The following is a 13,931-nucleotide window of genomic DNA, read 5'->3' as shown; positions in this document are numbered from 1 at the left end:
AGTTCGGCCAGGCTCTGCCCAAATCATCAGAGCTAACCAATAATTAAGCGCCTCTGTGCAATCTCGGACGAAAGAAGAACGGCATCGATTCGAGAGGAACCGGTTTTGCTGAAACTGCAAGACTTCCTGCGCGGGCAAAGCATGAGGCAAAAAGCCATCATGGCCGGCGCGTTTATCGCAACATTCCTGGGCGTGATCGCCTTCGCCTGGTATGCGGCGCGCCCCTCGATGGCGTTGCTTTATTCCGGTCTCGAACCACAGCAATCCGGCGTGATCATTTCCGCGATCGAGAAAGAGGGCGTGCCCTACGAGATCCGCGGCGACTCGATCTGGGTCGCAGAGACGCGCCGCGATGAGCTGCGGATGCAGCTGGCCGGTCAGGGCCTGCCGCAAACCGGCGGCAGCGGCTATGAGCTGCTCGACGGCATGTCGGGCTTCGGCACGACCTCGCAGATGTTTGACGCGGCCTACTGGCGTGCCAAGGAGGGCGAGCTTGCCCGCACCATTCTGGCTCTGCCCAACGTCAAGACGGCGCGGGTTCATCTCGCGGTGCCGGGCGGGCGCGGCTATCGCCGCGAAGCGCCGCCCTCTGCCTCGGTCACGATCACGACGACCGGCACGCCGATCTCTCCGGTTCAGGCCCGCGCCTTGCGCTATCTGATCTCGGCGGGCGTGCCCGGCATGGCCAGCGAGCAGGTCGCCGTCATCGACAGCGCGCGCGGGATCATTGCTTCAGCCGACGACATGGCCTCGGAAAACCGCGAAAGCGAGATGAAGCGCAACGTCGAGCGCATCCTTGAGGCCCATGTCGGTCCGGGCAATGCGATCGTAGAGCTGCATCTCGATCTCGTCACCGAAACCGAGCTGCTGAGCGAGCAGAAATTCGATCCCGCCAGCCGCGCGCTGCTGTCGCAGGAGAACGAGGAATCTTCGGATCAGAACACGAACTCCGGCTCTGGCGCGGTGACGGCGGCCTCGAACCTGCCGGAAGGCCAGAACTCTGGCAACCAGCAGAACAAATCCGCGCGCTCGGAGACCCGCCAACGCTCGAATTACGAGGTGAGCAAGCTGACGCGCGAAATCCGCAAGCAGCCCGGCGATATCCGCCGCCTCTCGGTCGCGGTTTTGGTAAATGGCACGACCGGAGCGCCAGCCGCAGCCGATGGCACCCCGGCGCAACGCAGCGATGCCGAGCTCGAGACGATCCGCGAGCTGGTGAGTTCGGCGGTCGGGTTGGATGAAAACCGTGGCGATCAGCTCACGGTGAAATCGCTGCCCTTCGCGGGATTTGGCGACGAAGGCACCACCGCCACGAACAGCCTGATGGCCGGGCTCGATCTGAACACGCTGGCGAAAATCGCGCTGGTCGGCATTTTCGCTCTTGCGCTCGCCCTGCTCGTGTTCCGTCCGATCCTGCGCGCCAAGCTGGCGGGAACCCCAGCTCCGGCGCTCGACACCAGCCTGCCGCCGCCTGACGCCATGCCGATGAACAGCTTCGATACGGTGAGCTTCGACAATGACGACATGGCCTCGATCTCGATTTCGACTCCTGAATTCGACTTCGTGCCGATGGATGCCACGCCGCAAGATCCGGTGTCGCGCCTGAAGGAACTGATGAAGGCACGGCAAGAGGAAAGCCTCAAGGTTCTCTCGGGCTGGATTGAAAAGCCGGAGGACGCGATTTGACCCCGAATGTCCTGCGCCTCGACTGTTTCTCAAGCCCAGAGCCCGCTCCCGTCGAGGCTCCGCCCGACCCCGAAGCGCTGGACCGCGCCTATCAACTCGGTCTGGCCGAGGGGTTCGAGCAGGGCCGATCCAGCGAAATCGCCACGCTGACGCTGGAGATCGCGCAGCTGTCTCGGCAGCTCGACGCCACGCGCGAGGAGGCTCAGGACGGACGCCGGGCGGCCTTAGCCGCGCTGACGCCGATTCTGGCCGCGATCCTTGGCGCGGTCGGTCCCCGGGGCGTTCTGGAGCGGCTGCAAGAGATGCTGATGACCGAGCTGTCGCGGCTGGTCGAGAATGCGCCCTACAAGCGTTGCACGATCCGCTGCAATCCCGATCTCGCCGCCGTCGTCCAAAGCTGCGTCGACCAGATTGGCCCGGCGCAGATCCGGGTCGAGGAAGACGCCGGTTTCGACGGGCTCGAGCTTTCCGTCGACGGCGGTGTCATCGCCTTCGACCCCCGTATCGTCATGGCGCGCATTGCCGCGCGGATCAATGATCTCCTCGAGGAGAACCCGGAATGAGCGAAGTTACAGGACTGATCGCGACCGATCACATTCAGGTCGAGCTGACCGTGCGCCTCGGGGCGACCCGGCTGACCGTCGCGGAAATCTCGCGGCTGAGGCCGGATGATGTCGTCGCGCTCGATCAGGACATGACGCAGGGCGTCGAGCTCTGCATCGGCGAAAAGATCATCGCGCGCGGCGAGCTGACCACGATGGAGGGCGCCGAAGACCGGCTCTGCGTGCGCATCCTTGGCCCGGCAGAGAACGGATGAACCGGCTTTCCCTCGGTCTCGGGTTCGCCGCCGCGCTGGCCATCGGCGCTTGGCCCGGGCTTGCCACCGCACAAGACGCGCTTGGTCCGGCCGGCGCGGGCCTCGAGGCCATGACCGGCGGCGTTGGGCGCAATGCGATCAGCATGGTGCTTTTGCTGACCGCACTGTCGCTCGCGCCCGGGATCGCGATCACCGTCACCTGTTTTCCCTTTATCGTGACTGTGCTTTCGATCCTGCGCCAGTCGCTGGGGCTGCAGCAATCGCCCCCGAACATGCTGATCGTCAGCCTGTCGATCTTCCTGACATGGTTCGTGATGAATCCGGTGCTGACCGAAGCTTGGCAGGTCGCCGGGGCGCCGTTGCGCAATGGCGAAATCACGCTCGATCAGGCCATCGAGCGCGGCATTCCTCCGTTCCGCGGCTTCATGGAAAAGCGCACCGATCCCGAAACGCTCGCAAGCTTTGCCGAGATCGCGCCGGGCGGCGCCGCAGACCCCGAAAATCTCGCCACGCTGATCCCGGCCTTCATGATCAGCGAGATTCAACGCGCCTTCGAAATCGGCTTTCTGATCGCGCTGCCCTTCCTGATCATCGACCTTGTCGTCTCGGCCGTGCTCATGTCGATGGGGATGATGATGGTGCCCCCCGCCGTGGTCGCGCTGCCCTTCAAACTGGCGTTTTTCGTGACGGTGAACGGTTGGGAAATGATCGCCACTGCCTTGGTGCGAAGTTATCAATAACCGCCGCCACGGATGAGAGCCGCGAAACTGAACTGCGGAACGCTCCGGCCCGCGCCGCGTTGAGACCGGGCCGAAGATCTGCGGCGAGCGGAACGGAAGGACAGCGAATGACCCAACCCTATCTCAAATTTCATGATGGCCACCGGATGCCCCAGCTCGGCGCGGGCGTGTGGCAAGTGCCCGACAGCGATACGCCCGCCCTCGTGCGCGCGGCGCTCGAGGCGGGATATCGCCTGATCGATACCGCGAAGATCTATGGCAATGAGCGCGGCGTCGGCGAAGGGCTGGCCGGTTCGGACATCCCGCGTAACGAGGTTTTCATCACCACGAAACTCTGGAACGCGGATCAGGGACGCGACAAGACCCTGCGCGCCTTCGATGAATCGATGGCCGCGCTGAGGCTCGATTACCTCGATCTCTATCTGATCCATTGGCCGGTCCCGGCCCAGAATCTGGCCGTCGAAAGCTGGAAGGCGATGATCGAACTGCGCGACGCAGGCCGTGTCCGCTCGATCGGGGTGGCCAATTTCCATGCCGCCCATCTGGACCAGTTGATCGACGCGACCGGGATCGTGCCGGTTCTGAACCAGATCGAGCTGCATCCGCATCTCATTCAGACGGCGATGCGCGCGAAGGATGACGCTTTGGGCATCATCACCCAAAGCTGGAGCCCGCTTGGTCAGTCCATTCTGCTCTCGGACCCCGACATCGTCGAGATGGCCAAGGCTCATGGCGTCACGCCGGCGCAACTTATTCTGGCCTGGCATCTGGGCCATGGCCTCTCGGTGATCCCGAAAACCCTGCGCGCAACCCGGCTTGCCGAGAATTTCGGCGCGCTCAAGGTTCATCTGTCGAATGACGAGATGACCAAGCTCGACCAGATGGATCGCGCGCATCGCTTTGGCCCCAATCCCGACGAGTTCGGCGCCACCTAAGCCCCCGCAACCGCGACCCTCTTCTTGTTTCAGCGGTCGCGGACTGCGAAAGCCGCCCGGCCCCAAGGCGGGGCGGCAAGTCGTTTCAGCGGCACGCTGGTCGCGTTAATGCCGTGCATTTTCACGGTCTGCCTTAATTTCCGATTTTCTTCATCATTCGCCCCTAGCCTTTCCGAGAGAGCTCCCGGCAGGAGGCATGACAAGGGTGAGCGAAGACGGCAGCATTTTCGCGCGCAGCAAGGCCGCTTTCGATCTGCCCGACGGGCTGGTCTATCTTGCGGGTTCCCGCTTTGGCCTGATGCCACGGTCGGCGAAAGAGCGGCTCTGTCGCCTGATGATGCCGGGTGGAGCGGCGGATCTGGGCTCTGAGCGGTTCACGGCGGACTGGGAGGATCTGCCGGGCCGGATCGGGGACAAGATTGCGCCCCTGATCGGTGTGAGACAGGGCGAGGTCACGCTGGGGGAAACGCTCCAGCTCCAGCTTTTTCAGGCAATTTCCGCGGCGGTCTCGCTGTACACCGGACCGAAACGGACCGTCGTTCTGACCGACACCAGCAATTCGGCCTCGGATCTCGCGGTGATGGAGGGGATCGCCCGGGCGCTGGGTTGCCGTCTGCGCGTCATTGATCCCACGCGGATCTGCTATTGCCTGTGCGATGACGTGGCTGTGCTGGCGATGTCGGCGGTCAATGTCCAAACCGCCGAGCGGCGCGACATCGCCACGCTGACGCGGCTTACACATGAGGCGGGCGCGCTGACGGTTTGGGATCTCTCCCATGCGGTCGGGGCGCTGGAGATTGATCTTGCTGGTGCCTGCGCCGATTTTGCGGTCGGACGCACCGAGCAATATCTGAACGGCGGCCCCGGAGCCCCGGCCTTTCTCTGGGCGTCAAACCGCTTCATCGACCGCGTCACCCCCGCTTTGCAGGGACAAAAGGCCGACCGGCCATCCTCTCCGGATCAAACGGCTGCGGATCCTCACCCGCCGCGCAAGATTGACCGCCTGCGGCTGGGCACGCCGTCGCTGATCGCGCTCACCGCGCTCGACGCGGCTCTCGATCTCTGGGCCGGGCTGGATCTGACGGCGATCAGCCAACGCGCGGGCGCGCTCGGGCAGGCCTTTCTGGCAGAGGTCGATGCCCATTGCCCGGGCCTCACGCTGATTTCGCCGCGAATCGCGGCGGCGCGCGGGGCCGAGCTGATCTATCACCACCCCAAAGCCGCTCATTTGACGCAAAGCCTGCAAGCACAGGGCGTTATCGCTGACTGCCCTGCCCCGGATCGGTTGCGCATCGGCTTCGCGCCTCTTTACAATGATTTCTCAGACATAGATCCTGCGGTGCGCGCGCTGGAACAGGCGCTCGCGACCCTATGACGCGGGCTCACGACCGGGAGAGGCTGGACAATCGCCGCGAAGCTGAGGTCAATCGCGGCCATGATGGAAACCGTGCCTTGGATATGAAGTCGCTCATCCTGCCCTTTCTCCTTCTGCTGGCCGCGACGCCCCTGCGCGCCGAGGCTCCGGCGCAGGTCGAGGTCCCGCTGCTGGTCGAGATCGTGACCGTCAAAGAGGCCCCGCTGACCTTTGACACCACATTGGCCGGCTCGATTCAGGCGCGCGACACTGTGAATATCGGCTTTCGCCAGGGCGGGCGCATTGCCGAAGTCATGGTCTCCGAGGGCGATCACGTCACCAAGGATCAGCCGCTCGCACGCACCGACGCGCTGCAGCAGGAACAGGCGCTCAATGTGGCGCAAGCGAAGCTTGCCTCGGCAGAGGCCAGCCGCGATCAATCGGCGCAGGCGCGCACCCGCGCCGCCGCGATGCTTGATCATGGGGTGGGCACGCGCGCGGGCCTCGACAGCGCCGATCAGGCACTTTCGGCCGCCGAGGGCGGGGTCACGCAGGCCCGGACCGAGCTTGAGCAGGCGCAGAGGGCGCTGGAAGACACCGTGTTGCGCGCGCCGACGGATTCGGTCGTGACCAACCGCAGCGTCGAGGTCGGACAGATCGTCGCCGCAGCCCAAACGGTGATTTCGCTCGCCGCGACAAGTGGGCTCGAGGCGGTGTTCCAGACCCCCGACCTGCCGCTTCTGAAGAACGCGCTGGGGGTTCCCGTAAGCATCGAGGGGATTGATCTGCATCTGCCTGCGATGAAGGCCAGCGTCCGCGAAATCTCGCCTCTGGTCGATCCGCATACCGGCTCGGTGACCGTCCGCGCCTATATCGACGGGGTCGCAACCGATACGGCGCTTCTGGGGGCTGCGGTGCGGGGGACCGTGCATTTCCCCGCCGGTCGCGGCATTTCGGTGCCTTGGACTGCGCTGACCGCCAATGCCGAGGGCCCGGCGGTCTGGACCGTGACCGATGAGATGCGCGTGACGCTGACCCCCATCACGATCGAACGCTTCACCACCGAAAGCGTCGTCGTCGCCTCGGGGCTTTCGGCGGGCGCGCAGGTCGTCGGCGCCGGGTCGCAGATGCTCTTTCCCGGTCGCAAGATCGCCGCAGCCGGAGATGCGCCGTGACCCGTCTTCTGTCCCTCGTTTCGGCTTTCCTTCTGGCGGCACAGGTTGGCCCCGCTGCGGCCTTCACCTTTCCCTGGCAGCATCCCGAGGCAGAGCCCGCCCCGCCGCGTCCCGTCGTCAGCGAAATCCTTGACGACCGCCCCCAGCGCGAGCGCTCGGTGCCCGGCGTTGTCACCTCGAAAATCGAGGTCGTGCTGGGCTTTCAGACCCTTGGCCGCCTGATTGAGCGGCGGGTCGATGTCGGCGATACCGTCAGCGAAGGCGCGCTTCTCGCCGCGCTCGATCCCGATGATCTTCAGGGCAATGTCGCGGCAGCAACCGCGGCGGTCGAGGCGGCCGAGGTCAATCTCAAGACCGCCCAATCCACCGCCGAGCGCACGCGCGCCTTGGTCGCGCGCAACGTGTCTTCTGCCGCGCAGCTTGAGCAGGTCGAAAATGCGCTGGTCTCGGCGCAGGCGACCTTTCAGCAGGCCAATTCCGAACTCAACCGCGCCCGCGACGCAGAAGGTTATGCCAAGATGAATGCGCCTTTCGCCGGGGTGATCAGCGATGTCTATGCAAATGCGGGGGCGGTGGTTTCCGCCGGCGCGCCGGTCCTGAAGCTCTCGGCCGATGACCAGCTCGAAGCCCGCATCGACCTGCCCGAAACCGCGCTGGTTTCGGTCACGGCGGGCGATGAGTTCGATGTCTGGTCTGAAAGCGCGCCGCAAGACATCATCCGCGCCACCGTCAGCCTGATCGAGCCGGTGGCCGATGCCGCAACCCGCACGCGGCGCGTCCGCTTGACGCTGAACGACCCCGACGGGCTGCGTCTGGGCACCTTGATCCGCGCGCGCCCGGCCACGTCGCAGCATCAGATCCTTTCGCTGCCGAGCGCCGCGATCCTGATCCAGAACGACCGGCCCCATGTCTGGGTCGTCTCGCGTCAGGGCGACAGCGCGGCGGTCAGCCTGCGCGCAATTTCGACCGAGGGCCCCGCGATCGGCGGGCGTATTGCCATCGCTTCGGGCCTGCGCGCGGGCGAAGAAGTCGTGACGCGCGGCGTCCATTCGCTGCGCGAAGGCGAGCCGGTCGGGCGGAGTGTCGCGCCATGACCAACCGCTCGTTCAACCTCTCGGACTGGGCGCTGCATCACCGCTCGCTGGTGTGGTTCCTGTTGATCGTCTCGATGATCGCGGGAATCATCAGCTACACAAGGCTCGGTCGGGAGGAAGATCCGAATTTCACCATCAAGGTCATGGTGATCTCGGCCTCGCTGCCCGGCGCCACGATCGAGGACACGCTGGATCAGGTCACCAAACGGATCGAGACCAAACTCGAGGAACTTGACGAGCTCAAATTCACCCGCTCGGTCACCATGCCCGGGATTTCGGTGGTTTACGTCGAGCTGCTGTCAAGCGTGCGCGGCACGGCGGGACCAGAGACCTTCAAGCGCATCCGCTTCATGATGAACGACATCCGCCCTGATTTTCCGCAGGAATTCCAAGGCTTCCAGTTCAACGACAACTTCGGCGATGTTTACGGCAATATCTATGCCTTCACCTCGGACGGCTTTTCCCAGCGCGAGATGCGCGACCGGGTCGAGGATATCCGCAAGCAGGTTCAGGCCCTGCCCGATGCAGGCCGGACCGAGCTTTTGGGCGTGCAGAACGAAGAGATCCATCTGGAGTTCTCGCCCGCGCGGCTGGCCTCGCTGGGGCTGAACCAGGTGCAGGTCATGCAAAGCCTCGCGACCCAGAATGCGATTGCGCCAGCCGGGATCATCCAGACTGGCCCTGAGCAGGTTCTGGTGCGGGTCGGCGGTCAATTCGACAGCGCCGAGGCGATTAGCGATGTGAACCTGCGCGTCGGCGACCGGTTCTTCAACCTCTCGGATGTGGCGACGGTCACCCGCAGCTATCAGGACCCGCCGCAGCAGCTGTTCCGCTATAACGGCAAGGAAGCGATCGGGCTGCAGATCGGCATGCGCAAGGGCGGCAATATTCTGGACTTCGGCCAAGAGGTCGAGGGGCTGATGCAGGGCATCGCCCGCGACCTGCCCGTCGGCATCGAGATGGCGAAATTTGCCGACCAGCCCCATGTCGTCGACGAGGCCGTGGGCCATTTCGTCCGCGCGCTCGCCGAGGCGATTGCCATCGTCCTGCTCGTCAGCTTCGTCAGCCTTGGCCTGCGCGCGGGCTTTGTCGTGACACTGACCATTCCGCTCGTGCTCGCGATCACCTTCACCATCATGGATTACTACGGGATCACGCTGCAACGGATCTCGCTTGGCGCACTGATCATCGCGCTGGGGCTTCTGGTCGATGATGCGATGATCGCGATCGAGACGATGATTTCACGGCTCGAAGCGGGCGATACGCTTGGCAAAGCGGCCAGTTATGCCTGGACCTCGATCGCCTTTCCGATGCTGACCGGCACGCTGGTGACTGTCGCGGGCTTCATCCCGATCGGGCTCAATTCCTCGACGGCGGGCGAGTTCACCTTCTCGCTGTTCGTGGTGATCGCGGTCTCGCTTCTGGTGAGCTGGGTGGTCGCGGTCCTGTTCGCACCGCTGCTGGGCGTGACCTTCCTCTCGACCAAGATGGCCAAGCACGAGACCCAACCGGGCGCGCTCCGGCGCGGGTTCCACTGGCTGTTGATCCATGCGATGCGGTTCAAATGGGCGACCATCGCGGTGACGATTCTGCTCTTCGCGGTCTCGGTCTGGGGGATGCGCTTTGTCGAGCAGCAGTTCTTCCCAAGCTCGGATCGGACCGAGCTTCTGGTCGATATCACCGAGCGCGACAATGCCTCGATCGTCAAGACCACGGCCGATATGGACCGGCTCGAGGCCTTCATCCGCGCGGCGCCCGAGACCGCCTTCTGGACCTCTTATGTCGGACGCGGCGCGCCGCGCTTCGTGCTGGCGCTCGATATTCCGACGCCGGGGCCGCAGATGGGTCAGATCCTGATCCAGACCCATGATCTTGCCGCCCGCGATGCGCTGCGCGTCAAGCTGGACGCCTTTGCCAAGCAAGAGCTGATCGGGACCGATGTCTATATCAAGAACCTCGAACTTGGGCCTCCGGTCGGGCGCCCGGTGCAATATCGCGTCTCGGCCCGCCAGATCGACGATGCGCGCGATGCGGCGCGCGGGCTGGCCTCGGTGATCTCGCAGGACAGCCGCCTGAGCGATATCGCCATGGACTGGACCGAGCCGGCCCGGGTCGTGCGGCTGACCGTGAATATGGACAAAGCGCGCCAGCTTGGCATCACCAATGAGGATATCTCGGCCTCACTGGCGGCGCTGTTCTCGGGCAAGACCATCACCCAAATGCGCGACGGAATTTTCCTTGTGAATGTCGTGGCGCGCGGCGCGGCCGCCGATCGTCATTCGCTTGAATCGATCCGCAATCTCCAGCTCGCCACCGTCACCGGCACGCCGATCCCACTGGCCTCGCTGGCGACGCTGGATTACGGCACCGAGCAGCCGCTGATCATGCAGCGCGACGGGCGTCCGACGGTGACGGTCATGGCCGGGATTTCGACCAAGGATCAGCCCGCGACCTTGGTCAATGCGCTGGCCGAACGTGTCGCGGCCTATCAAAAGACCCTGCCCGCGGATGTGAAGATCGTGGTTGGCGGCGCGGTCGAGAATTCAGCCGACAGCCAGCAACCGATCATCGCGGTCGTGCCGATCATGTTGCTGATCATGGCGACGCTGGTGATGATCCAGATGCAAAGCTTCCGGCTGATGTTCATCGTCTTCGCCGCAGCACCTCTGGGCCTGATCGGCGTGGTCGCGGTGCTGGTGCCCTTCGGCGTGCCCATGGGCTTTGTCGCAATCCTGGGCATCCTCGCGCTGATCGGCATCCTGATCCGCAACTCGGTCATTCTTGTCCATGAAATCGAGGTGCTGCGGGCCAGCGGCCATTCGCGCTGGGAGGCGGTTTTCCACGCCTCGGACAGCCGCGCCCGCCCGATCCTTCTAACGGCGGCGGCGGCCTCATTCGCCCTGATCCCGATCGCGCGGCAGGTGTTCTGGGGGCCGATGGCCTATGCGATGATGGGCGGCATCATTGCCGGCACGCTGGTCACGCTGGTCTTTGTGCCCGCGCTTTACTGCGCGATCTTCAAGGTCCAGCCACCCGAAACCGACGAAGCGCCAAACCCCGCCGCCGAAACGGCCTAAGCTGCGATCTCTTCGGCGAAAGCCTCGCCGAAGCGGTCAAAGCGCGCGGGGTCGAGATAACGCGCGAGATCGCGGGGCCGGTCCTCGGCGATGCGGCGTAGCACCGAAGTCGAGACCGAGAGCGGCTTTTCCGTCCCATCCGTGCCGCGCAGCAGACGGTTTTGTGCCTCAAGCAGGCGGTCGAACAGCTCACCCGCCGCACTGCCCGCCAGCGCCCGGCGCGCCGGATGCATCGCCGGAACCTCGCCTGCGATCACCGCCAGAAAATCGCGGCCATAGCTTTCCAGCTTCTTCGCGCCGACCCCGCTGACCCGTGCCATCTGATCGAGCGTCATCGGCCGGGTCGCGGCCATTTCGATCAGGGTCTTGTCGGCGAAAATGACATAGGCGGGCGCGCCCTGCGCCTCGGCTAGCTCGCGCCTCTTGGCGCGCAGGGCGGCAAAGAGCTGCGCATCCTCATCCGAGACCTGCGCGCGCACCACCGGCGCAGGTCGCGCCTTGGCGATCAGATCGCGGCGCAGGATCACCGGGATCTCGCCGCGCAGCACCGGATGGGCGGCCTCGGTGATCACCAGACCGCCGTGACGTTCGGGATCGGGACGCAGCAGATCGCGACCGAGCATCTGGCGCAGGATCGCCTGCCAGGCGAGCTTACCGATATCCTTGCCGCAGCCGAAGGTCGGCAGGCGGTCATGGCCGCGCTGGGTGACCTTTTCGGTGGCATTGCCGATCAGCACGTCGATGATATGACCCGCGCCATAAGTCTCGCCGGTGCGGAGCACGGCCGAGAGCGCCTTGCGGACCGGCTCGGTCCCGTCGAAGGTCTCGGGCGGGTCGTTGCAAATATCGCAATGGCCGCAGGGCCCGGCCTCTTCGCCGAAATAGCCCAAGAGATACTGGCGCCGACAGGTCGCCGCCTCGGCCAGCCCCAGAAGCGCATTCAGCCGCGCGTGATCGGCGGTCTTGCGCTCCAGCGGCGCCTGCCCCTCGTCGATCTGGCTGCGGCGCAGGCGGATGTCTTCCTGCCCGTAAAGCGTCATGGTTTCCGCCGGACCGCCATCGCGCCCGGCGCGGCCGATTTCCTGATAATAGGCCTCGATCGAGCGCGGCAGATCGGCATGGGCGACCCAGCGAATGTCCGGCTTGTCGATGCCCATGCCAAAGGCCACGGTCGCGACGACGATCAGCCCATCCTCGCGCTGGAAGCGGCCCTCGACCTCGCGGCGCGGCCCGGCCTCCATGCCGCCGTGATAGGCAACCGCCGGAAGGCCCGCATCGAGCAGCGCCTGCGCCAGGGTCTCGGTCTTGGCGCGGGTGCCGCAATAGACGATGCCCGACTGGCCGTCTCGGGCGCGGGCGAAATCGAGGATCTGGCGGCGCGGCCCGTCCTTGGGCGCGAAGGCAAGGTGGATGTTCGGGCGATCAAAGCCGCGCAGAAAGCTGAGCGGCGCGGCCTCGGGAAAGAGGCGGCGCATGATCTCGCCCCGGGTCTCGACATCGGCGGTCGCGGTGAAGGCCGCGAGCGGCACGTTCAGCGTCGCGCGCAGCTCGCCGATGCGCAGGTAATCGGGGCGGAAATCATGGCCCCATTGGCTGACGCAATGCGCCTCGTCGACGGCGATTGCAGTGACCCCCGCCCGGCGCAGCATCGGCAGCGTCCCGCTGGAGGCCAGCCGTTCGGGCGCCATATAAAGCAGTTTCAGCTCACCCGCGCGCAGGCCCTCGAAGACCGCCGCGGTCTCTTCCTCGGTATTGCCCGAGGTCAGCGCGCCAGCCGCCACCCCGGCCTCGCGCAAAGCCCGGACCTGATCGCGGATCAGCGCGATCAGCGGCGAGATGACCACGGTCACGCCATCGCGCATCAGCGCAGGCAGTTGATAACACAGAGATTTCCCGCCACCCGTCGGCATGATTGCCAAAACATCGCGACCAGCGGCCACCGCCTCGACGATTTCCTCCTGTCCGGGGCGGAAACCGTCAAAGCCGAAGACCTGCCGCAGAAGGGGGGCGGCCGACATCTCAGTAGCCGTAGAACGCGCCGGCGTTGTTGATCAGAAGCTGCTTGAGGATGATGATCGCGATGAAGACCACAAGCGGCGCCAGATCAAGCCCGCCGGTGTTGGGCAGGAAGCGCCGCACTGGCGCGTAAAGCGGCTCGAGCAGGCGCGACAGGCCGTTCCACAGCTGCCAGACCAGTGGCTGACGCAGGTTGAGCACCTGAAAATTGATCAGCCAGGACATGATGATATGCGCGATCATGACGAACCAGATCACGTCGAGGATCAGCATCAAAGCTTGGAAGAGCGTCGTCATGGCAACCTTTCGCGTGGAACTTCCCGACAGGTAAGCCACGGGCGCGCGCCGTGCAAGCCAGCTTGCCGTGAGCCAGCTTGCCGTGGGGTCGCCGTTGACGCTGCCAATCGTCGCAGCTAGCCCGGACCGAACCGCGAGGAGAGCGCCGATGTATCCGTTTATCCGCTTCGTCAGGGAGATGTGGAGCGCCCGCCGCCAGCCCAAGCTGCCGGTGACCGGGGTCCATGTCTCGACCCATCGCTGCTGGCCCTGGGACATCGACCCTTGGGTCGAGCTGAACAACGGGCGCACGCTGACGCTTTACGATCTTGGCCGCATCCCACTGGCCGAACGCACCGGGCTGATCGAGATCCTGCGCCGCGAGAAATGGGGCATCACCATTGCGGGCAATTCGGTGCGCTACCGCCGCCGGATCCGCGCGTTCCAGCGCTTCACCATGGTCAGCCACACGATCGGCTGGGATGCGCGTTTCCTCTATATGGAGCAGACGCTTTGGTCGAAGGGCGAATGCTGCAACCATATGCTGGTGCGCGCGGCGATCACCTCGCCCGAGGGCATTGTCGCGCCCGCCCGGATGCTCGCGGTCGCGGGCGAGCCGGACCAAAGCCCGCCCCTGCCCGATTGGGTCACCGCCTGGATCGAGGCCGATGCGCAGCGCCCCTGGCCGCCGGTCCTGCCCACGCTTGCGCCCACAGATCCAAATGAGGATTTGCCTCGCTAGGGCCTTTCTGGCCTATTGG

12 protein-coding genes are annotated in these 13,931 nt (G+C 65.0%); 10 read left to right on the top strand and 2 right to left on the bottom strand.

All coding sequences use genetic code 11. The features are described 5' to 3' along the window. The first annotated feature begins 105 nt into the window (after positions 1-105). From fliF to JCM7686_RS01390, 9 genes are all read left to right on the top strand, one after another. Positions 106-1,686, top strand: a complete 1,581-nt coding sequence (gene fliF / locus JCM7686_RS01430) for a flagellar basal-body MS-ring/collar protein FliF (RefSeq protein ID WP_051201496.1) — start codon at positions 106-108, stop codon at positions 1,684-1,686. Next, positions 1,683-2,249: a FliH/SctL family protein gene (locus JCM7686_RS01425; RefSeq protein ID WP_020949085.1), complete on the top strand. Its 567-nt coding sequence runs from the start codon at positions 1,683-1,685 to the stop codon at positions 2,247-2,249. The genes fliF and JCM7686_RS01425 overlap by 4 nt, the downstream gene beginning before the upstream one ends. Next, on the top strand, positions 2,246-2,503 hold the full coding sequence (locus JCM7686_RS01420) for a FliM/FliN family flagellar motor switch protein (RefSeq protein ID WP_020949084.1): 258 nt from the start codon (positions 2,246-2,248) through the stop codon (positions 2,501-2,503). Before JCM7686_RS01425 ends, JCM7686_RS01420 begins: the two co-directional genes overlap by 4 nt. Continuing rightward, positions 2,500-3,243: a flagellar type III secretion system pore protein FliP gene (gene fliP, locus JCM7686_RS01415; RefSeq protein ID WP_020949083.1), complete on the top strand. Its 744-nt coding sequence runs from the start codon at positions 2,500-2,502 to the stop codon at positions 3,241-3,243. Before JCM7686_RS01420 ends, fliP begins: the two co-directional genes overlap by 4 nt. A gap of 107 nt (positions 3,244-3,350) precedes the next feature. Continuing rightward, positions 3,351-4,178, top strand: a complete 828-nt coding sequence (locus tag JCM7686_RS01410) for an aldo/keto reductase (RefSeq protein ID WP_020949082.1) — start codon at positions 3,351-3,353, stop codon at positions 4,176-4,178. A 196-nt stretch (positions 4,179-4,374) separates the two neighbouring features. Beyond that, positions 4,375-5,553 carry an aminotransferase class V-fold PLP-dependent enzyme gene (locus tag JCM7686_RS01405; RefSeq protein WP_084621010.1) on the top strand — a complete coding sequence of 393 codons (1,179 nt, stop codon included), beginning with the start codon at positions 4,375-4,377 and terminating at the stop codon, positions 5,551-5,553. Next, the gene (locus JCM7686_RS01400) at positions 5,550-6,707 is read left to right on the top strand and encodes an efflux RND transporter periplasmic adaptor subunit (RefSeq protein WP_020949080.1); all 1,158 of its coding nucleotides are present in this window, start codon (positions 5,550-5,552) and stop codon (positions 6,705-6,707) included. Before JCM7686_RS01405 ends, JCM7686_RS01400 begins: the two co-directional genes overlap by 4 nt. Beyond that, a complete protein-coding gene (locus JCM7686_RS01395) occupies positions 6,704-7,801 on the top strand; it encodes an efflux RND transporter periplasmic adaptor subunit (RefSeq protein ID WP_020949079.1) in 1,098 nt (365 codons plus the stop codon). The genes JCM7686_RS01400 and JCM7686_RS01395 overlap by 4 nt, the downstream gene beginning before the upstream one ends. Beyond that, on the top strand, positions 7,798-10,878 hold the full coding sequence (locus JCM7686_RS01390) for an efflux RND transporter permease subunit (RefSeq protein ID WP_020949078.1): 3,081 nt from the start codon (positions 7,798-7,800) through the stop codon (positions 10,876-10,878). The genes JCM7686_RS01395 and JCM7686_RS01390 overlap by 4 nt, the downstream gene beginning before the upstream one ends. On the opposite strand, the gene recQ is transcribed toward JCM7686_RS01390, so the two are convergent. Further along, positions 10,875-12,896, bottom strand: a complete 2,022-nt coding sequence (gene recQ / locus JCM7686_RS01385; protein ID WP_020949077.1) for a DNA helicase RecQ — start codon at positions 12,894-12,896, stop codon at positions 10,875-10,877. The two genes, JCM7686_RS01390 and recQ, sit on opposite strands and share 4 nt — an antisense overlap. A gap of 1 nt (position 12,897) precedes the next feature. Beyond that, positions 12,898-13,191 carry a YggT family protein gene (locus tag JCM7686_RS01380; RefSeq protein WP_020949076.1) on the bottom strand — a complete coding sequence of 98 codons (294 nt, stop codon included), beginning with the start codon at positions 13,189-13,191 and terminating at the stop codon, positions 12,898-12,900. 148 nt (positions 13,192-13,339) lie between these two features. Between JCM7686_RS01380 and JCM7686_RS01375 the strand changes: the two genes are divergently transcribed. After that, positions 13,340-13,912, top strand: coding sequence for an acyl-CoA thioesterase (locus JCM7686_RS01375; protein ID WP_020949075.1), 573 nt, complete (start codon positions 13,340-13,342; stop codon positions 13,910-13,912). Positions 13,913-13,931 lie beyond the last annotated feature (19 nt).

Source organism: Paracoccus aminophilus JCM 7686 (genome assembly GCF_000444995.1).
Taxonomy (GTDB): Bacteria; Pseudomonadota; Alphaproteobacteria; order Rhodobacterales; family Rhodobacteraceae; genus Paracoccus; species Paracoccus aminophilus.
The sequence above is the reverse complement of the archived record's forward strand: the minus strand, read 5'-3'. Positions and strand labels throughout refer to the sequence as shown.

What these genes read in the sequence shown, in the direction of transcription:
- JCM7686_RS01400 (WP_020949080.1), top strand. Translation starts at nt 5,550, where the DNA reads ATGACGCGGGCTCACGACCGGGAGAGGCTGGACAATCGCCGCGAAGCT.
- JCM7686_RS01420 (WP_020949084.1), top strand. Translation starts at nt 2,246, where the DNA reads ATGAGCGAAGTTACAGGACTGATCGCGACCGATCACATTCAGGTCGAG.
- JCM7686_RS01375 (WP_020949075.1), top strand. Translation starts at nt 13,340, where the DNA reads ATGTATCCGTTTATCCGCTTCGTCAGGGAGATGTGGAGCGCCCGCCGC.
- fliP (WP_020949083.1), top strand. Translation starts at nt 2,500, where the DNA reads ATGAACCGGCTTTCCCTCGGTCTCGGGTTCGCCGCCGCGCTGGCCATC.
- JCM7686_RS01410 (WP_020949082.1), top strand. Translation starts at nt 3,351, where the DNA reads ATGACCCAACCCTATCTCAAATTTCATGATGGCCACCGGATGCCCCAG.
- JCM7686_RS01390 (WP_020949078.1), top strand. Translation starts at nt 7,798, where the DNA reads ATGACCAACCGCTCGTTCAACCTCTCGGACTGGGCGCTGCATCACCGC.
- JCM7686_RS01380 (WP_020949076.1), bottom strand. Translation starts at nt 13,191, where the DNA reads ATGACGACGCTCTTCCAAGCTTTGATGCTGATCCTCGACGTGATCTGG.
- JCM7686_RS01405 (WP_084621010.1), top strand. Translation starts at nt 4,375, where the DNA reads ATGACAAGGGTGAGCGAAGACGGCAGCATTTTCGCGCGCAGCAAGGCC.
- recQ (WP_020949077.1), bottom strand. Translation starts at nt 12,896, where the DNA reads ATGTCGGCCGCCCCCCTTCTGCGGCAGGTCTTCGGCTTTGACGGTTTC.